17 protein-coding genes, 1 tRNA gene and 1 pseudogene are annotated in these 17,855 nt (G+C 37.8%); 5 read left to right on the top strand and 14 right to left on the bottom strand.

Features of this window, described 5'->3' with window-relative positions; all coding sequences use genetic code 11:
- The 3 genes and pseudogenes from acm to HMPREF2961_RS03585 form a co-directional block, all read right to left on the bottom strand.
- A pseudogene (gene acm / locus HMPREF2961_RS03600) lies at positions 1-1,633 on the bottom strand (collagen-binding MSCRAMM adhesin Acm); the annotation flags it as partial.
- Positions 1,634-2,097: 464 nt separating this feature from the next.
- Entirely contained in the window at positions 2,098-2,397 is a 300-nt protein-coding gene (locus HMPREF2961_RS03590) for a bacteriocin immunity family protein (protein WP_002291543.1), read from the bottom strand.
- Positions 2,398-2,535: 138 nt separating this feature from the next.
- Positions 2,536-2,608 (bottom strand) — tRNA-Thr (locus HMPREF2961_RS03585).
- Positions 2,609-2,728: 120 nt separating this feature from the next.
- Here HMPREF2961_RS03585 and HMPREF2961_RS03580 point away from each other — a divergent pair.
- Entirely contained in the window at positions 2,729-2,971 is a 243-nt protein-coding gene (locus HMPREF2961_RS03580) for a hypothetical protein (protein WP_002291542.1), read from the top strand.
- Between the two features lie 138 nt (positions 2,972-3,109).
- Here HMPREF2961_RS03580 and upp read toward each other — a convergent pair whose 3' ends face one another.
- From upp to HMPREF2961_RS03545, 7 genes are all read right to left on the bottom strand, one after another.
- Positions 3,110-3,739, bottom strand: a complete 630-nt coding sequence (gene upp / locus HMPREF2961_RS03575; protein WP_002291540.1) for a uracil phosphoribosyltransferase — start codon at positions 3,737-3,739, stop codon at positions 3,110-3,112.
- Between the two features lie 133 nt (positions 3,740-3,872).
- On the bottom strand, positions 3,873-4,820 hold the full coding sequence (locus HMPREF2961_RS03570; RefSeq protein ID WP_002315743.1) for an alpha/beta hydrolase: 948 nt from the start codon (positions 4,818-4,820) through the stop codon (positions 3,873-3,875).
- 153 nt (positions 4,821-4,973) lie between these two features.
- Positions 4,974-6,218 (bottom strand): serine hydroxymethyltransferase, encoded by a 1,245-nt coding sequence (gene glyA, locus HMPREF2961_RS03565; RefSeq protein ID WP_002291533.1) that lies wholly within the window; start codon positions 6,216-6,218, stop codon positions 4,974-4,976.
- A 165-nt stretch (positions 6,219-6,383) separates the two neighbouring features.
- Positions 6,384-7,409 (bottom strand): L-threonylcarbamoyladenylate synthase, encoded by a 1,026-nt coding sequence (locus tag HMPREF2961_RS03560; RefSeq protein WP_025477320.1) that lies wholly within the window; start codon positions 7,407-7,409, stop codon positions 6,384-6,386.
- Positions 7,410-7,602: 193 nt separating this feature from the next.
- Positions 7,603-8,442 (bottom strand): peptide chain release factor N(5)-glutamine methyltransferase, encoded by an 840-nt coding sequence (gene prmC / locus HMPREF2961_RS03555; protein WP_002291522.1) that lies wholly within the window; start codon positions 8,440-8,442, stop codon positions 7,603-7,605.
- A complete protein-coding gene (prfA, locus tag HMPREF2961_RS03550) occupies positions 8,435-9,508 on the bottom strand; it encodes a peptide chain release factor 1 (RefSeq protein ID WP_002291519.1) in 1,074 nt (357 codons plus the stop codon). The genes prmC and prfA overlap by 8 nt, the downstream gene beginning before the upstream one ends.
- A 2-nt stretch (positions 9,509-9,510) precedes the next feature.
- Positions 9,511-10,095 (bottom strand): thymidine kinase, encoded by a 585-nt coding sequence (locus tag HMPREF2961_RS03545; RefSeq protein WP_002291517.1) that lies wholly within the window; start codon positions 10,093-10,095, stop codon positions 9,511-9,513.
- Positions 10,096-10,415: 320 nt separating this feature from the next.
- Between HMPREF2961_RS03545 and HMPREF2961_RS03540 the strand changes: the two genes are divergently transcribed.
- Positions 10,416-11,018 carry a class I SAM-dependent methyltransferase gene (locus tag HMPREF2961_RS03540; RefSeq protein ID WP_002315741.1) on the top strand — a complete coding sequence of 201 codons (603 nt, stop codon included), beginning with the start codon at positions 10,416-10,418 and terminating at the stop codon, positions 11,016-11,018.
- Positions 11,019-11,139: 121 nt separating this feature from the next.
- Here the strand turns inward: HMPREF2961_RS03540 and lepB are convergent, their stop codons facing one another.
- The 4 genes from lepB to HMPREF2961_RS03520 all read right to left on the bottom strand — a co-directional run bounded on the left by lepB (position 11,140) and on the right by HMPREF2961_RS03520 (position 13,988).
- Positions 11,140-11,709: a signal peptidase I gene (gene lepB, locus HMPREF2961_RS03535; protein ID WP_002316795.1), complete on the bottom strand. Its 570-nt coding sequence runs from the start codon at positions 11,707-11,709 to the stop codon at positions 11,140-11,142.
- A 173-nt stretch (positions 11,710-11,882) separates the two neighbouring features.
- Positions 11,883-12,650 carry a DUF6681 family protein gene (locus HMPREF2961_RS03530; protein ID WP_002291511.1) on the bottom strand — a complete coding sequence of 256 codons (768 nt, stop codon included), beginning with the start codon at positions 12,648-12,650 and terminating at the stop codon, positions 11,883-11,885.
- Positions 12,647-13,126, bottom strand: a complete 480-nt coding sequence (locus tag HMPREF2961_RS03525) for an A-agglutinin attachment subunit precursor (protein ID WP_070703965.1) — start codon at positions 13,124-13,126, stop codon at positions 12,647-12,649. Before HMPREF2961_RS03525 ends, HMPREF2961_RS03530 begins: the two co-directional genes overlap by 4 nt.
- Before the next feature lie 124 nt (positions 13,127-13,250).
- Entirely contained in the window at positions 13,251-13,988 is a 738-nt protein-coding gene (locus tag HMPREF2961_RS03520; protein WP_002315740.1) for an epoxyqueuosine reductase QueH, read from the bottom strand.
- Between the two features lie 160 nt (positions 13,989-14,148).
- Between HMPREF2961_RS03520 and HMPREF2961_RS03515 the strand changes: the two genes are divergently transcribed.
- The 3 genes from HMPREF2961_RS03515 to HMPREF2961_RS03505 all read left to right on the top strand — a co-directional run bounded on the left by HMPREF2961_RS03515 (position 14,149) and on the right by HMPREF2961_RS03505 (position 17,813).
- Positions 14,149-15,549 carry a TrkH family potassium uptake protein gene (locus tag HMPREF2961_RS03515; protein ID WP_070703963.1) on the top strand — a complete coding sequence of 467 codons (1,401 nt, stop codon included), beginning with the start codon at positions 14,149-14,151 and terminating at the stop codon, positions 15,547-15,549.
- A gap of 220 nt (positions 15,550-15,769) precedes the next feature.
- Positions 15,770-17,122: a Mur ligase family protein gene (locus HMPREF2961_RS03510; protein ID WP_002310102.1), complete on the top strand. Its 1,353-nt coding sequence runs from the start codon at positions 15,770-15,772 to the stop codon at positions 17,120-17,122.
- Positions 17,115-17,813: a type 1 glutamine amidotransferase gene (locus HMPREF2961_RS03505; protein ID WP_002315738.1), complete on the top strand. Its 699-nt coding sequence runs from the start codon at positions 17,115-17,117 to the stop codon at positions 17,811-17,813. The genes HMPREF2961_RS03510 and HMPREF2961_RS03505 overlap by 8 nt, the downstream gene beginning before the upstream one ends.
- Positions 17,814-17,855: the final 42 nt, after the last annotated feature.

Below are 17,855 nucleotides of genomic sequence, written 5' to 3'. Positions count from 1 at the left end.
TCTCATTGTCTTCCCATGTTTTTTGTCCTGAGACTGAAATGACTTCTTTATTCTCATTGGTAACGACTAGCCCGTTTTCAATTTTTTGATAACCTGAAGGGACGTAATCATTTCCGTTTTGGTCTACTTCTTGCACTTTAAACGTATATTCGTTTCCGCTATCATCATACTGTTGGATATCTTCCCAAGTCACTGAAGTTATTCCATTGTCTAATCGTTTTGTTTCTGCATCAGGAACTGGTTCCCAATTGTTTGTACTTGCTCTGAATAATTTGAAATAAATACTTGGTCTGGGAGTGGTTCCACCGTTCCAAATTTTAGTTGCTGTGATGTTCGTAACCTTTTTCTTGTTATAAACAGGTAAACTGACTCCCTCTGTATCATTTTCGTTTATGGAGAATTTGAGTTCATTTGAACTTAGTGGATCAAAATCAATCCAATTGGGTGCTTCTTTTTCTTTTACAACATAATCTCCTACTTGCAGACCTTTGATACTAACTTCTCCCTGTTCATTCGAAGTCAACAGGATACTAGACTGTCCTTGAATAGGCTGTTCATCTGCTCGTCTTAATTCGAAAGTCACATTTGGGATACCAATCTCTGTGCCATTGATATATTTGAAAATCTTCAATTCGCCTCTAACTGTACCGTTGACTCCACCAGAAGCTGAAATATTTTTAACTGTATGATTGAAACTTTCTCCATCAACAGCAGGTTTATTAACTTCTTTAAACCAAGCTTTCGAATGATTCTCAAAACTTGTTTGTTCTGGTTCTTCTATGATCGTCTTATAACTCACCATTATTGTTCTAAGATTGACAAAGTTTTTTGGTATAGTTATTTCAATGTAATTATCATTTACTGAAAAATCAAATGTAGCACCGGGGAAATCTTGTAAAAATTGTTGGATTCCCTCTTCTCCTCTGTAAACTTTCTGTTCACCTAAGTGTATTTGATTAATTTCAAACGTACTTGGATCTAATCTTTGTCCACTTTGGATTTCATCACTGATTTTAACTGGTTGTTCAACGTAAGTGCCGTTATTGTTAATATTCAAAAACCATCGAATGTGCTCAGTATCTTCAGGAAGCATGTCTCCTGTTTTATAATAAAAAACGCTAGAAGAAGAACCAGAAGCTGGCTTTGTCACATTTACAGTAGCCGTTTTGTCACCGCTCGTCACGGTGAATGGCCCCGTATTTTCTTCACCAGTATCGGTTACGTTTCTGGCCTGTATCTCAAATTGCCCCTAACCTTCTACTGAGTCTATGTTTTTAATATTTTCATTAAATACAACATGTGCAGAATCTTTTCTGACCGTTAAAGTTCCAACATTTTTATTTTCAATCATTAATGGGATTTCTTTTTGAAATCCTTCACCGCGAATATTTCCTTCACTTGGCCAATTGATCCAAAGATAATCACCTGGCTGGATGTCTTGTTTTTTTTCGTCAAACGAGAATTTTACTTTTATGTTTCCTCCATCTGTAATATTCGTTGGATCCACGGTCAACGAAGTGACATTACTGCTGATATCTCTGCCTGCATCCGCATAGACATGAACAGGAATCAGTGATGTTATATTAGTAATAATAAATAACATTGATAAAATAATATTTCTACACTTTTTCATTTTTTCTATCTCCCCTATTTTAACTAAAAATAAAACCTACCATATCATCTCTCAAAAATCCTTTCTTCAATTCCTCCCCCACTCATTTCCAATCTTTTAACTAAAAAATTGATAGTTATTTTACAAATATTTATAAAAAATAAATATGCCAAAAAACTGTTTTTACAAGGTTTTTCCTAATGCAAATTATTTTTTCGCATATATTCATTTTATTTTACTTATTGCTTTCATTTTTTCAATCTATATTTCCAATTTTTAACTTACAAAAATGCAACGTGCATAAATAACTATAGTTGCATAAAATATTCTTTTAATTAGCATTATTATTTTATAACAGCTGTTTTTATGTTAAATAAAGAATAAAACACAATATAAAAAATACAGACTTTGTTCAAATAAACGAACCTAGCCTGTATTCTGTGATTGACGCTACTTTTTAATTCATTGAGATGAATAATCCATTTTTATAAATGCCCAAAAGTAATCGGTGCCGAAGCCATTCCTCGACCTAATTCTTTTTCAAATTTTCCTATTGTTGATATCTCCATATAAAACGGTGAGACTGGTTTAGACAATTCTCCCTTGATTGCTAACGGACGTAAACTACGTTCCAAATTATTCATGACTTTAGGATAATACTGACCTTTTTCTAAGCCTGTTTTTGCTTCTATCAGAAGTATACGTTCCTTTTCATTGATCTCTGGATTTAAAACGAGATCATATAATTTTAGTACCATGTTTTCTATTTCTTCACTTTTAGACATCACGATTTCCTCCCAGAAATATATTTCTCCCCACTACATTCTATAAACAAAGTATACGCTATTTTTAATGGTTTTTAAATCACACAGACATAAATAAAAAAGACAGATACCCGATCAGGGTATCTGTCTTTTGCTTTATGCCAGCTATAGGGATCGAACCTACGACCTACGCGTTACGAGTGCGTTGCTCTACCAACTGAGCTAAGCTGGCCTTATCCAAAAGAAATTATATACTCTATTTGGCTGATTGTAAAGAGTTCGATGGAAAATTAGTTTAATTTCATGATATTTTTCATAAAACGTGGTATAATTGATGTGAAAGGCAGGTTTTATGAAAATGGCAACTTTTGGAAAATTTGATACAACTATCGTACCATCGGAAATTGGTGAAAAATTCAAGATCAATACTCACGTAATGTTCACGATTCACGGCAAGCCGCAAACTGGAACGATTTCAAAACAATTGAAAAATTCCGCTGTTGTTGAGATTGATGAAACTGCAGAAAATGCGAACTTGATGACGCAAAGCAAGGGTGTAGTAATCGTTAACTACAAAGAACTTAAAAAGATTTGAATTTGACCATCTCTGCATTTTTGGGATGGTTTTTTTATATACAAACGAAAGCTGTGAAAAAGCTGCTCTGCCTCAAACATTAAAAATGACCAAAAAAGGATGTGACAAAAGTTGTGTCACATCCTTTTTCATTTTCACTTATTTTGTACCAAACAAACGGTCACCCGCATCCCCTAGTCCAGGAACGATATAACCATGTTCATTCAATTTTTCATCTAGAGAAGCTGTATAGATATCAATATCAGGATGCGCTTCTTGCAAAGCTTTTACTCCCTCAGGTGCTGCTACCAAACAAACGAATTTGATGTTCGACGCGCCACGTTCTTTCAATGCATCGATTGCCATGATTGCTGATCCGCCTGTTGCCAACATTGGATCTACTACAAACAACTGACGTGCATCAATGTCTTCTGGAAGTTTGACGAAATATTCATGTGGCTCAAATGTTTCTTCATCTCGATAAAGACCGATATGGCCCACTTTAGCAGCTGGAATCAATTCCAAGATACCATCAACCATTCCGATACCTGCACGCAAGATTGGAATAATCGCTACTTTTTTACCGGACAACGTTTTTTGTGTTGTTTCAGTGATCGGTGTTTCGATCACGATGTCTTCCAACGGCATATCCCGTGATACTTCATATGCCATCAACATAGCGATTTCATCGACTACTTCACGAAAAACCTTTGTTCCGCAGTTTTTGTCCCGAATAATAGTTAGTTTGTGTTGAATCAATGGATGATCGATCACTTGAAATTTGCCCATTTTTTAAGCTCTCCTTTGTTCTGTCGTTTCTTTTTAATTGTAAAACAAAATCAAGTGATTGACTAGTCAAACTCGCCATTTTTCCTAAGAAAATCCTTTTTTGAAAAGAAGTTTTCCTGCTGACAAGCAAAGCTTATTCTTTTTCCATGATCCAAGAAGTAGATAATGCCATTGCTGCACGCGCTGCCTTTGTTTGATCCATAGCATTTACCATGACGAAATCATGGATGATTCCTTGGAAGCGTACTTGTGTAACAGGAACCCCTGCATCACGAAGTTTGCGTGCATAAGCCTCGCCTTCCTCTCTTAATACATCCGCTTCTCCTGTCAGAATCATTGCTGGAGGTAGATCTTTTAGTTCATTCAGTTCTGCTCTCAAAGGCGAAGCTGTGATTTCAGCACGTTCTTCTTCATTCGTCGTATATTGATCCCAAAACCATCTCATTCCATCTCTCGTCAAAAAATAGTTTTCTCCGAATTCATGATAGGTATCTGTATCAAAATCAGCGTTGGTAACTGGATAATACAGCAATTGTTTAGATATTGGGAGCCCTTTTCGTTCTTTTGTTAAGATCGTCATGACTGTAGCCATATTACCACCTACTGAATCTCCTGCAACAATTAGATTCTCGAGATCCAGATTTTTTGACTTGGCTAATTTATTCAGCTGTTGCAACACAGCATAATTTTGTTCAATTGCTGTTGGATATTTCGCTTCAGGTGATCGACTATATTCTGGAAAGACAACGACAGAATTCGTGCGGACCGAAAGTTCTCTGATCAATTTATCATGGGTTTGAGCACTGCCAAAGACCCAACCAGCTCCATGGATATAAAAAATAACTGGTAATTTATCTATATTTCCTTCTGGTCGTACAAAACGAATATTGATTTTTCCCCATTCGCCAGTATCTACCATCAAGTCTTCAATATCAACGGAATATTTGTTCACAGGTGATTCTTGTACTTCTTCCAGTAATGCTCTTCCTTCTTCCGGTGCTAGTTCATAGATTCGCGGATGAGGTGCATTTGCATCACTGAATGCTATGGCTTCCTTTTCTAACGAGATACGATCAGTCATGACTTTTCCTCCCTGAGATTTAATGTGAAGACTAAAATTACACCTCATATACTAGAGAGCATCATCGATATTGTCAAAGAATCCGTTTTCTCCAAAAAAATAAGCAGAAAAGTCCAGCATTGAACTTTTCTGTTTTATATGGAATTTAAATTTTTATTTTTTGTGCAATGGAAATTTTTCAGTTAATTCGCGTACACCTGTTTTGACTTCGTCTAGTTGAGCATTGTCGCCTTTTGCTTGTAATGCTTTGACAACTAATTCAGCCACTTTTACAGCATCTTCTTCTTTGAATCCGCGAGTAGTGATTGCTGGTGTACCGATTCGGATGCCGCTTGTTTTGAATGGACTTAGTGTTTCAAAAGGAATCGAGTTTTTATTTACCGTGATATTCACACTGTCCAAAATACTCTCTGCTTCTTTTCCATTTATACCTAACTCACGAACATCGATCAGCATCAGATGATTATCTGTCGCTCCTGAAATGACTCTTGTTCCGATTGCTTGATTGAATACTTTGACCATTGCTTTTGCATTGGCAATGATTTGTTCACTATATTCTTTAAATGCAGGATCTAGTGCTTCTTTGAATGCCGCTGCCTTCCCAGCAATCACATGCTCTAGAGGTCCGCCTTGAATACCTGGGAAGACCGCACTATTGATTTTTTTCGCTAATGCTTCATCGTTTGTCAAAATCATGCCGCCTCGAGGTCCGCGCAATGTTTTGTGAGTGGTAGTCGTTGTGATATCTGCATAAGGAACTGGATTAGGATGAAGTCCTGCTGCTACTAATCCTGCGATATGTGCCATATCTACCATCAGTTTTGCGCCTACTTCATCTGCAATTTCTCTGAATTTCGCAAAGTCGATCGTTCGTCCGTAAGCACTGGCACCTGCTACAATCAATTTTGGTTGATGTTTTCTAGCTAAAATACGTACCACATTATAATCAATAACTTCTGTTGTCGGATCAACACCGTAAGCAACAAAGTGATAGGTTTTGCCACTGAAGTTGACTGGTGATCCATGTGTTAGATGTCCGCCTGCGGAAAGATCCATTCCTAAGATCGTGTCCCCTGGTTCTACCAAAGCGAGATAAGCAGCCGTGTTGGCTTGAGAGCCGGAGTGAGGTTGGACGTTCGCAAATTTTGCTCCGAATAATTCTTTTGCACGGTCAATCGCTAAATTTTCAACGATGTCGACAAATTCACATCCACCATAATAGCGATGCCCTGGATAACCTTCTGCGTATTTATTTGTCAAAATACTTCCTTGCGCAGCCATCACTGCTTCGGAGACAAAGTTTTCAGAGGCAATCAGCTCCAAATTATGTTCTTGTCTTTCTTCTTCTTTGGCGATCGCAGCCCAAAGATCAGGGTCAAACGTTTTGTAATCTACCACAAACAACAGCTCCTTTTTATTTTCCTACAATTTTATTTTTCCCATCAAAAACAAATTGCCAAATATTCGTATCTCTTCTATTTACACTTCGTTTTTCGTTCACTGATAGAAGATTTACTTGATAGCATTGTATCATACTAAAAGAATGCGGCAATAACCAATTGATCATTTTTCAAAATAATTTTGCCCAGCTGCTTTTTTCAAGCGATTCATATAAGCATTCCCCAATCCAGTTTCTGGATATACTTGTACAAAAATCAAATCTAATCCAAGTGTTGGTTCATCTAATCCTCTTAGACCTGCAAACAATCCTTTAGCCGCCGCTTCTACTGAGTTGTCGTTATACATATAAACAGCTGCAGTATCTGTCCGCACTTGATCCGCAATTTCGGGGCTTGCTATGACACCTGCACGGATCTTCTTATTTTTTGCCCATTGAACTGCAATTGACCAATCGCCATCTCTGACCATCAGAACACGTGTATCGGGTGAGTAGTGTTTGTATTTCATCCCAGGCGCTTTTGGTGTTTCATTTTCTTTTACAAGATGCTGATCAACAGCAACAGGAGATCCGATAACTGCTTCGATTTGTTCTTTCGTTACTGCACCTGGTCGTAAGATCATAGGCATGGCTGTTGGATTACTTAAATCAAGAACAGTGGATTCTACACCAATTCGCGTAGCTCCATCCTCAATGATCCCGGTAATTTTTCCTTGTAGATCATGGAATACATGATCTGCAGTTGTCGGACTTGGTTTTCCCGACGTATTTGCACTTGGACCGACAAGCGGAACCCCTGAAAGTTCGATTACTTCTAGTGTTTTTTTGTTATCCGGCATACGAAATGCAGCTGTGGATAATCCTCCTGTTACAACTGAGGGCAAGGTGTCTTTTTTGATTTTAAATATCAAAGTTAGTGGTCCAGGCCAGAAGTTCTTCACAATCTTCTCTGCTTCTGGATGAAAGTTGTCCACATACTCTTTTACTTGTTCAAAAGAGGCGACATGGACGATCAATGGATTGTCTTGAGGTCTTCCTTTTACAGAAAACACTTTCTTGACAGTATTGGGCAATAGAGCATTGGCGCCCAATCCATACACTGTTTCAGTAGGAAAAGCAACAAGTTCTCCTGCTTTCAGTGCTTTGGCTGCCTCTTTTAATTCAGTTTCATCATAACGTTTCGTTTCCACAGTTTATCCACAACCCCTTTTTCATACATTCTTGTTTTATCCAACTTTATCCTCAAGTTTTCCACTGTCTGTGGATAATCCATTTATCAATAGTGGATAAACTTGTTGATAAGCCAAAAAGTCGTTTACATCCTTGTCAAATTAGTGTTTTTTTATAATAAAAAAACAAATAAAAATTTTTTCATCCACAACTTCAACTGTAGACTTGGATCATTCGTTCATTACCAAAAAGATCCTTTTTTATCGCTACTTTTTTATCTGGAAATGCTTGCTGAAATATTTTTTTTACTGCTTCACCTTGGCGAAATCCGATTTCTAAAAAAATCGTTCCATTTGGTTTTAGTACGCTTGGTGCTTCAACTGCTATTTTTTCATAAACAGCTAATCCATCGTTCTCCGCAAAAAGGGCCATCTTAGGTTCGAATGACCGGACACTTTCATCCATCAGTTCCCATTCATTCCGACTGATATACGGCGGATTAGAAATAATCACATCAAATCGCCGATCCTGTACTGGTTCCAATGTATTCCCATGGTAAAAACTGATTTTCGTTCCTTCGTGCTGAGCATTTTCTTTCGCGACTTCTAACGCTTCTTCAGAAAGATCTACGGCAGATACATGCCAATTTTTTCTTGCTGCTTTCAAACTAATAGCAATCGCCCCAGTACCTGTCCCAATATCTATCACTTCCAATGGTACATCAGGCGTCTCGTCTAAACACCACTCCACTAACTCTTCTGTTTCTGGTCGAGGAATCAGTGTTGCTTCGGTTACCTTCAACCGATGATCATAAAAATCTGCATATCCTAGCAAATACTGAGGCGGATGATCTGCAAGCAGAAGTCGCAGATCTGTTTCGATCAACTGTTGTTCTTCTTCTGAAATCTCTTCGTTCATATGAAGGAGCCAATCAAGTTTTTTCCATTGTTTCCGTTCCAAAAATAAAAATTGGATACTGTATGCTTCTTTTCCATGATCCTCTAAAAAAGAAGAAGCCCGTGACAGGACTTCTCGATAGGTCATTTTACCCATTTTGCATAGCTTCCAGTTTTGATGTTTGATCATACATGATCAATGCATCAACGATTTCATCTAATTTCCCTGCTAAAATCTGATCTAATTTTTGGATAGTTAATCCGATACGGTGATCAGTCACGCGATTTTGCGGGAAATTATATGTCCGAATCCGTTCTGAACGATCCCCAGTTCCGACTGCTGATTTTCGATTGGCATCATATTCACTTTGTGCTTCTTGTTGGATCTTATCATACACACGAGCACGCAAGATTTTCATTGCTTTTTCACGATTCTTGATCTGAGAACGTTCATCCTGCATAGCAACGACGATCCCTGTTGGTAAGTGAGTCAAACGTACAGCAGATGCTGTTTTATTGACGTGCTGTCCGCCAGCACCTGAAGCATGATAGATATCTGTGCGGATATCTTTGTCTTCAATATCGATCTCTACTTCTTCAGCTTCTGGCATCACGACAACTGTTGCTGTGGAAGTATGGATACGCCCTTGCGATTCAGTTGAAGGAACACGTTGGACACGGTGTGCACCACTTTCATATTTTAATTTCGAATAAACATTCTCTCCGGTAATCATCATGATCACTTCTTTGTATCCACCGATTCCGGTAACGTTCGCTTCCATCACTTCTGTTTTCCAACCTTGCGCTTCAGCATACTTTTGGTACATATTGAAAAGATCACCCGCGAATAAGGCTGCTTCGTCTCCACCTGCTGCTCCACGGATTTCCATGATGATATTTTTATCGTCATTTGGATCTTTTGGTAAAAGCAGGATCTTGATTTTTTCTTCTAAGACTTCTTTTTCTTTTTTTAACTCGGATAATTCTTCTTTTGCTAATTCAGCCATTTCATCATCCAGTTTTTCACCAAGCAGTTCTTCTGTATCGGTGATTCCTTGGACTACTTCTTTATAACGACGATAAACTTCGACTGTTTCGCGCGTGTTTGCTTCTTCTTTTGAAAGCTGCATAAAGCGCTTTGTATCAGAAATCACTTCTGGGTCACTTAAAAGTTCTCCAAGCTCTTCATAACGGTCTTCAATTGATTGTAATTGATCGTACATGCTTATTCTCCTTCTGTAATCATTGATGGATGAAAGTAATGTTTTCGACAAACGGGGTAATAAGCTTCATTTCCGCCAATTTGCACTTGATCGCCTTCATAAACAGGTTTCCCATCAATATAATGTAAATTCATGATTGCTTTTTTGTGGCAGAACCAACAGATCGTTTTCATTTCTTCAATCTTGTCTGCGTAAAGCAATAAATATTTTGATCCTTCAAATAACTCGTTTCGAAAATCATTTTTCAAACCAAACGCCATAACCGGAATATCCAATTCATCCACGATTCTCGTAAAAGCAATGACATGTTTCTTTTTTAAGAACTGCGCTTCATCGATCAGCACACAATAGGGTTTGCTTTCCATGTTCTGAATCACGTCAAATACGTCTGTTTCTTCAAATATCGGCATTGCTTCACGTTTCAGTCCGATTCGGCTTGAAACAACGCCTAAACCATCTCTTGTATCAATACCGCTTGTCATCAAGACAACTGGTTTGTTTTGTTCTTCATAATTATGAGCGACTTTTAGGATCTCGATCGTCTTGCCGCTATTCATTGCGCCATACTTAAAAAATAGTTGTGCCATGCTCTTTTTCACCTTCCAGTTTGTTCCTATGGTATTATACTTGATTTTCAACATTTTTTACAGTGAGAATTTTCATCAAGCACAGATTATCGTTCAAATCCCTTGCTTACTTTTGTTCCAACTTTTTGACAAGAACTAAATAAGGCGATCCATTTCTCTCATCTTTCTGGAAAAATTTCTGTCCTTGAAAATTCTTAGGAGTTATAAAAATAAGTACATCCGCTAAATACTTTCTTTTTGAATTGAGTATAGCATGTTTTCTTTCTTTTCACGTGCTATAATAAGTTAAAATTCCAAAGTTTTATGTAAGGAGCTATTTGATGACAAAAAATATTTTTGATTCCATCGCTAACCATTATGATTCCCCTGACCGTCAAGCATTAGCCAAGATTATTCGCGAAGAACTAGCTACTTATCTACCGCGCGACAGCCACCAAAAAGTCCTGCTGGATTACGGAGGCGGAACTGGGCTTGTGAGTTTACCGCTTGCGGAAAGATTCAAAGAACTGATCATTGCCGATGCTTCAGAAACTATGTTGAAAATGGCAGAAGAAAAGATCCAAGCAGCAGATCTGAAAAATGTCCGCACGATCCACGCTGATGCCTCTGTCGAATTTCCTGCTGTCCAAGCAGATGTGATCCTTCTATCACTCGTACTTTTGCACATTCCTGATACAGAGACTATTCTCATGAAACTTTTCGAACTTTTAGCTCCTGGCGGTCAACTGATTATTGTAGATTTTGACAAGAATGAACAAATCAGTCATCCGAAAGTCCATAATGGTTTTATTCAAGAAGAATTGAACGATCGATTGAAAAAAACTGGCTTTGTCTCTACTGCTAGTCATACTTTTCATCGTGGAGAAAAGCTATTCATGAATAAACATGCGTCGCTTTTCTTATCCATCAGCCAAAAAGCTTAAAAAGAAGCTGTGACAAAAATATGTCACAGCTTCTTTTTTCGTTTAAACGGTGTTCCAAAAGCAGCTTCTTATTTCTTGAAGCTGACCACTTCTGTCACAACCTCTTCTTTTTATTTTTTCATCAAATGATTTTGATTTCTGAAAGAGGCCAGTAGCGGAAAACAACTTTGCCTTGGATCATATCTTTGTCGACTAACCCAAACATTCGGCTGTCTTTTGAAATCAAACGGTTATCCCCCAGAACAAGATACTTTCCTTTCGGCACAGTATATTCAAAATCGCTCGTAAAGGTAGAGGCGCTTTCTGCTTGTGCTTGGAACCCTGAACTATAAGCATACTCTCCTTGTAACTTATCTTCTGAAAATTCTTTTTTGAACTTATCTAGATAAGGCTCATCATACTTTTTGCCATTAATGGTCAATTGGTCATTTTCCATCTTGACTGTGTCCCCAGGCATACCAATGATTCGTTTAACGATCATTCGTTCTTCATCCCCTGGTTCCTTCGTAGTAATGATATCCATTCGTTCATAGTTCGAGATTTTAGATGAAATCAGTCGTTGTCCATCACTTAATGTAGGGTCCATCGAATGTCCGTTTACAGTGACTGGTGTAAACACGTACACTCTAGCTAATAAAATAGCCGCTAATACAAGGATCAGGATCCCCCAATTTTTCAAAAATTCTTTCACAGCTTACCTCCTACTTATATTTCCTCGTTATTTATTACATTTTTTTACGATATTTCGTTGTACTCTCTTTATTCTACAATGTTTATAAATGAAAGGAAAGAATAAGTGACGTGTTCGTTCTATTTTTCTCGTTATATAAAAAAGGGACACGACAAAAGTCATGTCACATCCCCTTATGAATGTCTTCTTCTTTGGCTTCGACTATAAACAACTTGTTCTTCTTGTGATTGTGCTTTTTTTGCAATTAATTTCAGGCGATAAGGCTCATGATAACGCAACCCGTCTTTGACAAAATCACCGCCAACGATGAACAATCCGACAGGTTCCAATGTGTCTTCTGTTGAGCTCAGTCGAATGGTCCCTACTTTTTCCATGTCCGAGTAGCTTCGTCCAATATTTAGAACATACTCTTTCTCGCCTGTTTTCTTGACATAGTAATAAGGATACAACGTATTTCTATCGACCAAAAATCCATCCATGCGACCGAGTTCATTTGTTTTGATCTCACCATTTCCAATCAAATACCGCATATTCTCGGCTAATTTCAATTGGTAATCTTCATCATACGAAACCATGACCTCTTGTGTATTCACTTTATCGATCGAATTTCCATTATTGATCGTTTCTTCTGTCTGGATGTTGAACGCTTCGTCAGGCAAATACTTCACAAAAAGCTGCGTGACATCGGCTTTCGTGTTTTTATCTAAAAAGTAATAAAATACATTTAAAACAGTAAAATAAACAAGCACTAGAAATGCAAGTCCATATAAGAAAAATTGAAGATAGTTTTGGTTTTGCCAAAGTCCATAAACAATTCTCAATAAATAAAGCGTGGGGATCACACTTAAAATCGTATATCCACGGTTAAGATATTTAGGACTGATGTCTAAATAGCCAAGGAATTTATGCACCCCGTTGATAAGGTCTAGTAAAAATGTCATTGAGAATCACCTGCTTGCTGGTTATACGTTTGGGTATTTCCTGAATCTTGGTTTTGCTGTGCTGTACGTGCTGCATCATCATTTTGCGTGTTATCATCTACAGTCGTACTGCTTGGTATCGTTTCGGAGCTAGCACTTGTATCCGGACTTGTACTTGGATTGGTTGAATCCGATGGAGTGCCATCTGGTACCGTATTACTTGTTTCGTTTGAGCTGTCAGTTGTATATGTCTCATCATACGACGAACTAGTTGTTGTATCGTCCCATGTACTTGTCGTAGTGGTTTCATTCAAACTTTCCGTTGTTGTTGGTTCAGATGTCGAGACTGAAGTAGTTGGTGTTGTTTCTTCTACAGTACTAGAACTTGAACTTGGTGCACGGTAGCTGGAACTATTCACAATACCTGTAGTAGTCGCGACAATCGTCGAGATTGTTAATACAGCGATTGGCTTCAAAATAGGTGCTACTTTTCGCATCTTATCTCTTCCTTCATTGAAATTTATTCTTGTTTCCTTACTTTACTACGGACAAATTATACAGTCTACCTTATTTCTACCATAAATTCTTTATTTTTTTCTTACGTTTTTCCGAAAGATTTCTTTAATTTTCATCAAAAACTACGGTCGATGTTTTTACGTAAGCTTTTGCTTCCCGATTGATTTTTTTCAGATCACATCCTTGTTGCTTGGCAGCGAACACGCAACCACAATAACATTGGCGATAGATATCATACTCTTTGCACATTTGCAAAGAGCGTTCATAGCCTTTGTTTTTCTTGAAATCACTTGGCAAATATTGTGTCCCGTAAATCTTTTGGATATCCATTCCGATTTGATTGATCAAGGCTGCATTTTTCTTTGGTGAGATCGTCAGGGCACTTCCAAAGTAATCGTATCCTAGTTCTTGCGCTTTTTGCGCAACAAGATCTAATCGCATATTGAAGCATGCACTGCAGCGAGCACCACCTTCTTTTTCGTCTTCAAGATGGTTTGTTAAAACCATTTTGGTGAATTCACTTGGACGGTATTCATCAACAATCAGCGCTACATGATGGTCAGTTTTCTCATTAAATTGGTCTACAAATCGTTTTTGTTCATGTAATCTCCGCAAATACTCACTTTTAGGATGGATATTCGAATTTGAAAAAAATAACGTGATATCTGCATATTGAGACATGAATTCCAACGTGTGCGTACTGCAAGGAGCACAGCATGTATGTATTAATATCTTAGGCTTTACTTCTTCTTTCTCCCATTGCATGATCATTTTTTTCAGAACTGTATCATAATTTATTTTTTGATTTTTCATTTTTTCTACGATTTGTTGGGCATTGATCAATTTGTTATTCCTCCTCCTTCTTTTTTCTAGGATTTGCTTTATTATAAGCCATTTCTATTTTAATCGAAAGCTGTATTGTTATCTGTTCAATAATTTCTTTGAGTATTCCTGATTCCCCTTGTATACTGGTAGAAACGACTATTGTCAGGAGGATAGTACTGTGCATGTTGATTTATTCTTTCAAAGGCTGCAGCGGCGAGGACAAAAGTTTGCTGCCAATCATTTCTCATCGATCCAAATCATCGTTTTTTATTATATATTGATGACGGTCTTATCACTCGTTCTATTTTATCTGCCGATTTTTCGCGAACCAGATAGCCATGTTTCTTTTGTGGACATGCTGTTCATGGCAATCAGTACAGTGAGTGTGACTGGACTATCGACTTTTGATATCAATTCTGTGTTCAATGATAACGGCATTATACTGCTGGAAATATTATTTCAAGTTGGTGGTTTGGGGATCATGATGATTTCTACTGCTTTTGTCATTTTTTCTAAACGACGAATCACATTGAAACAGCGGCAGCTGATCATGACGGATATGAATCAACCGCGTTTGTCTGGTATCGTCCGACTGATTCGGATCACTTTTGCTATTTTAATCTGGTTTCAATTACTTTTTGGGACATTCTTTTCTATTTATTTTTATTATAGAGGCTATTTTGATCGTTGGCGTGATGCCGTTTTTTATGGTTTTTATCAGGCGATATCGGCTGTCACGAACTCTGGATTTGACGTCACTGGGGATTCCATCAAGCCCTTTGCACATGACTATTTTTTCTTGATTCTGATCATGTTTTTGATTTTTGTCGGCGGAATTGGTTTTCCTGTATTGATGGAGTGCCGGGAGTGGCTGTTATATAAACGTTCCAGTGCAAAGCTTCCATTTCGTTTTTCCTTGTTTACCAAATTAGCTGTGTTGGCTTTTGTCATCTTGTTCGTTTCGGGAACTATCTTAATTTATCTATTGGAAAAGGACCATTTATTCCAAGATTCCAGTATGAGTGTCAAATGGATCAATTCGATGTTTTATTCGATTACGACTCGTAATGCCGGTCTCCAGATTCACGATTTGGGTGATTTTCAGATCACGACACTGATTATTTTTTCTTTACTGATGTTTATCGGATGCAGTCCTAGTTCTGTAGGAGGCGGGATTCGAACAACTACTGTAGCGATCATCGGTTTGTATCTATACTCCTTCCTCAAGAGTGAGGATAATATCAATATTTTTGGACGAAGAATCGAACAAGATGATGTGCGAAAGTCAGTCGTTGTCTTTATGCTTTCTCTTGGTATGTGTTTCTTTTGTATCGTTTTTTTATCTGCTACAGAGGAACAAACACTGATCTCGATCATCGTCGAAGTAACTTCTGCTTTTGGAACAACTGGTTTGTCCTTAGGGATTACCGGCGACTTGTCTGTTGTAGGGAAAATCACGATTGCTGCCCTGATGTTTATTGGGCGGATTGGAATGCTGTATACATTGATGCTGTTCGTACCAAAAGAAACCCGAGATCTGGGCTATGAATATCCAAGTGAGAAAATCATTATTGGTTAATAATGAAAAGACCGATGAGGAGTAATAAAATCACAGCAGCTTGAAACAATCATTTTGTTTCAAGCTGTTTTTTTGTTAAATCATGCGGTTTTGTCCGATTTCATGCACTTTCAGCCGTAACCTTTTCTTAAGAATAAGAAAAGCAATTTAACCTTTTTTTCAACATATGGTATGATTAGTTGAATTTATTCGTCAGCAAATCGTTTTTGGAGGTTACATAATGGGAATACGCAGTCATTTTGCGATTGCAGTTGGGAAAACGTCGCAATGGGCATTAAAAACTTTTTTTAAAGGCGGATCAAGTTTACCAGGTAAACTAGCGCTGAAAGTCGATCCACATATATTGGATAGCTTGGCAAAAGACTACCAAGTCGTCGTTGTTACCGGAACAAATGGTAAAACATTGACTACCGCTTTAACAGTCAATATTTTGCGCCAGCAATTCGATGAAGTTCTAACCAATCCTACTGGTGCGAATATGGTACAAGGAATTGTATCGACTTTCTTGCAGGCAAAACCAAAAAAAGGACAGAAAAAATTTGCTGTCCTAGAAATAGATGAAGCAAGTTTGAGCAAAGTCACAGAATACATGAAACCAGAACTATTTTTATTTACAAATATTTTCCGTGATCAAATGGATCGGTATGGAGAAATTTATACGACCTATAAAATGATTGTAGACGGTGCCGCAAAGTCACCAAATGCAACGATTATCAGTAACGGTGATTCACCGATCTTCAATTCGATCGAAACAGTTAATCCTAGAAAATATTATGGCTTTGATCATGAAGAAGATCGTGAACAAATGGCGCATTACAATACAGACGGTGTCTTGTGTCCAAATTGTCATCACATCCTGCATTATAAAATGATCACTTATGCAAACTTAGGAAAATATTACTGTCCAAATTGTGACTTCAAACGTCCTGAACTGGATTACCGTTTGACTGATATGGTACGGATGGACAATGTTTCAGCAGATTTTGTGATCGATGGTCATGAATATGGAATCGAAGTTGGTGGTATGTATAACGTCTACAACGCTTTAGCAGCTACTGCAGTGGCGGAGTACTTCAATGTCGATCCTGATAAAATCAAACAAGGTTTAGGATATGACGAGAAAGTGTTCGGCCGACAAGAAGTCATCAATATCAATGGAAAGAAATGTACATTAGTACTTGTCAAAAATCCTGTAGGCATCAATCAAGTAATCGATATGATTGGTCTAGCTCCTTATCCATTTTCTTTAGTGGCTTTATTGAATGCCAATTACGCAGACGGAATCGATGTCAGCTGGATTTGGGATGGTAATTTTGAAAACTTTGCCGATATGGATATCCCAGCCGTTATTTCTGGAGGAGACCGTCATACAGATATGACTTTACGTCTGAAAGTTGCCGGGATTCCAGAAAATAAATTGACCGAAACAAAAGAATTACCAGAAGTAATCGAAAAAATCAAAGAATTGCCAACTGAACATGTCTATATCTTAGCTACTTACACTGCTGTATTGCAGCTACGTAAAGAACTAGCGGCTCAAGGATTTATCAAAGGAGGAATGAATCATGGCTAATTATGAACTCAATATCGCCCACCTTTATGGAAATTTGATGAACACATATGGTGATAACGGAAACCTTTTGATGTTGAAATATGTAGCAGAAAAAATGGGGGTTTCTTGCCATACGGAGATCGTTAGTATACATGAACCTTTTGATGCTGATAAATATGACTTGGTTTTCTTTGGTGGTGGTCAAGACTTTGAGCAACTGATCATTTCAAAAGACATCCAGAAAAAGAAAGATTCTTTGATCAACTATATCGAAAATGATGGTGTCATGTTAGCCATTTGCGGTGGTTATCAGTTGCTAGGTCACTACTACATGGGAGCCAACGGAGAAAAGATCCAAGGTATCAGTGCCCTGGATCACTACACATTAAGTCAGGAAAATAACCGGTTTATCGGTGACATTGTCATCCATAATGAAGAATTCAATGAAACTTATTATGGATTTGAAAACCACAATGGTCGGACTTTCTTAGGTGAAGGTGAACGGCCTTTGGGGAAAGTGGTACAAGGTCAAGGGAACAATGGGGAAGATCAATCCGAAGGTGTCATTTACCGAAATGTCTTCGGTTCTTATTTCCATGGACCTATCCTTGCAAGAAATGAGAAATTAGCAGCTCGCTTGATCCGCCTAGCTTTAGAACAACGTTACGGTAAAGAGTTGGACCTGCCCTATCTTGAAGGACAAACAGCCTAGTTATTCGAAAAAGGGGAATGTGACAAAAATTGCGTCATATTC

The organism is Enterococcus sp. HMSC076E04 (assembly GCF_001814285.1).
Lineage (GTDB): Bacteria > Bacillota > Bacilli > Lactobacillales > Enterococcaceae > Enterococcus_B > Enterococcus_B lactis.
Note: the sequence above shows the minus strand (reverse complement) of the source record. Positions and strands in the feature narration are given on the sequence as shown.

Bases quoted from the DNA above. Each gene is read 5' to 3' on its own strand.
- HMPREF2961_RS03590 (WP_002291543.1), bottom strand. From the start codon at position 2,397: ATGTCTAAAAGTGAAGAAATAGAAAACATGGTACTAAAATTATATGAT.
- HMPREF2961_RS03580 (WP_002291542.1), top strand. From the start codon at position 2,729: ATGAAAATGGCAACTTTTGGAAAATTTGATACAACTATCGTACCATCG.
- upp (WP_002291540.1), bottom strand. From the start codon at position 3,739: ATGGGCAAATTTCAAGTGATCGATCATCCATTGATTCAACACAAACTA.
- HMPREF2961_RS03570 (WP_002315743.1), bottom strand. From the start codon at position 4,820: ATGACTGATCGTATCTCGTTAGAAAAGGAAGCCATAGCATTCAGTGAT.
- prmC (WP_002291522.1), bottom strand. From the start codon at position 8,442: ATGGGTAAAATGACCTATCGAGAAGTCCTGTCACGGGCTTCTTCTTTT.
- prfA (WP_002291519.1), bottom strand. From the start codon at position 9,508: ATGTACGATCAATTACAATCAATTGAAGACCGTTATGAAGAGCTTGGA.
- HMPREF2961_RS03545 (WP_002291517.1), bottom strand. From the start codon at position 10,095: ATGGCACAACTATTTTTTAAGTATGGCGCAATGAATAGCGGCAAGACG.
- HMPREF2961_RS03540 (WP_002315741.1), top strand. From the start codon at position 10,416: ATGACAAAAAATATTTTTGATTCCATCGCTAACCATTATGATTCCCCT.
- HMPREF2961_RS03530 (WP_002291511.1), bottom strand. From the start codon at position 12,650: ATGACATTTTTACTAGACCTTATCAACGGGGTGCATAAATTCCTTGGC.
- HMPREF2961_RS03525 (WP_070703965.1), bottom strand. From the start codon at position 13,126: ATGCGAAAAGTAGCACCTATTTTGAAGCCAATCGCTGTATTAACAATC.
- HMPREF2961_RS03510 (WP_002310102.1), top strand. From the start codon at position 15,770: ATGGGAATACGCAGTCATTTTGCGATTGCAGTTGGGAAAACGTCGCAA.
- HMPREF2961_RS03505 (WP_002315738.1), top strand. From the start codon at position 17,115: ATGGCTAATTATGAACTCAATATCGCCCACCTTTATGGAAATTTGATG.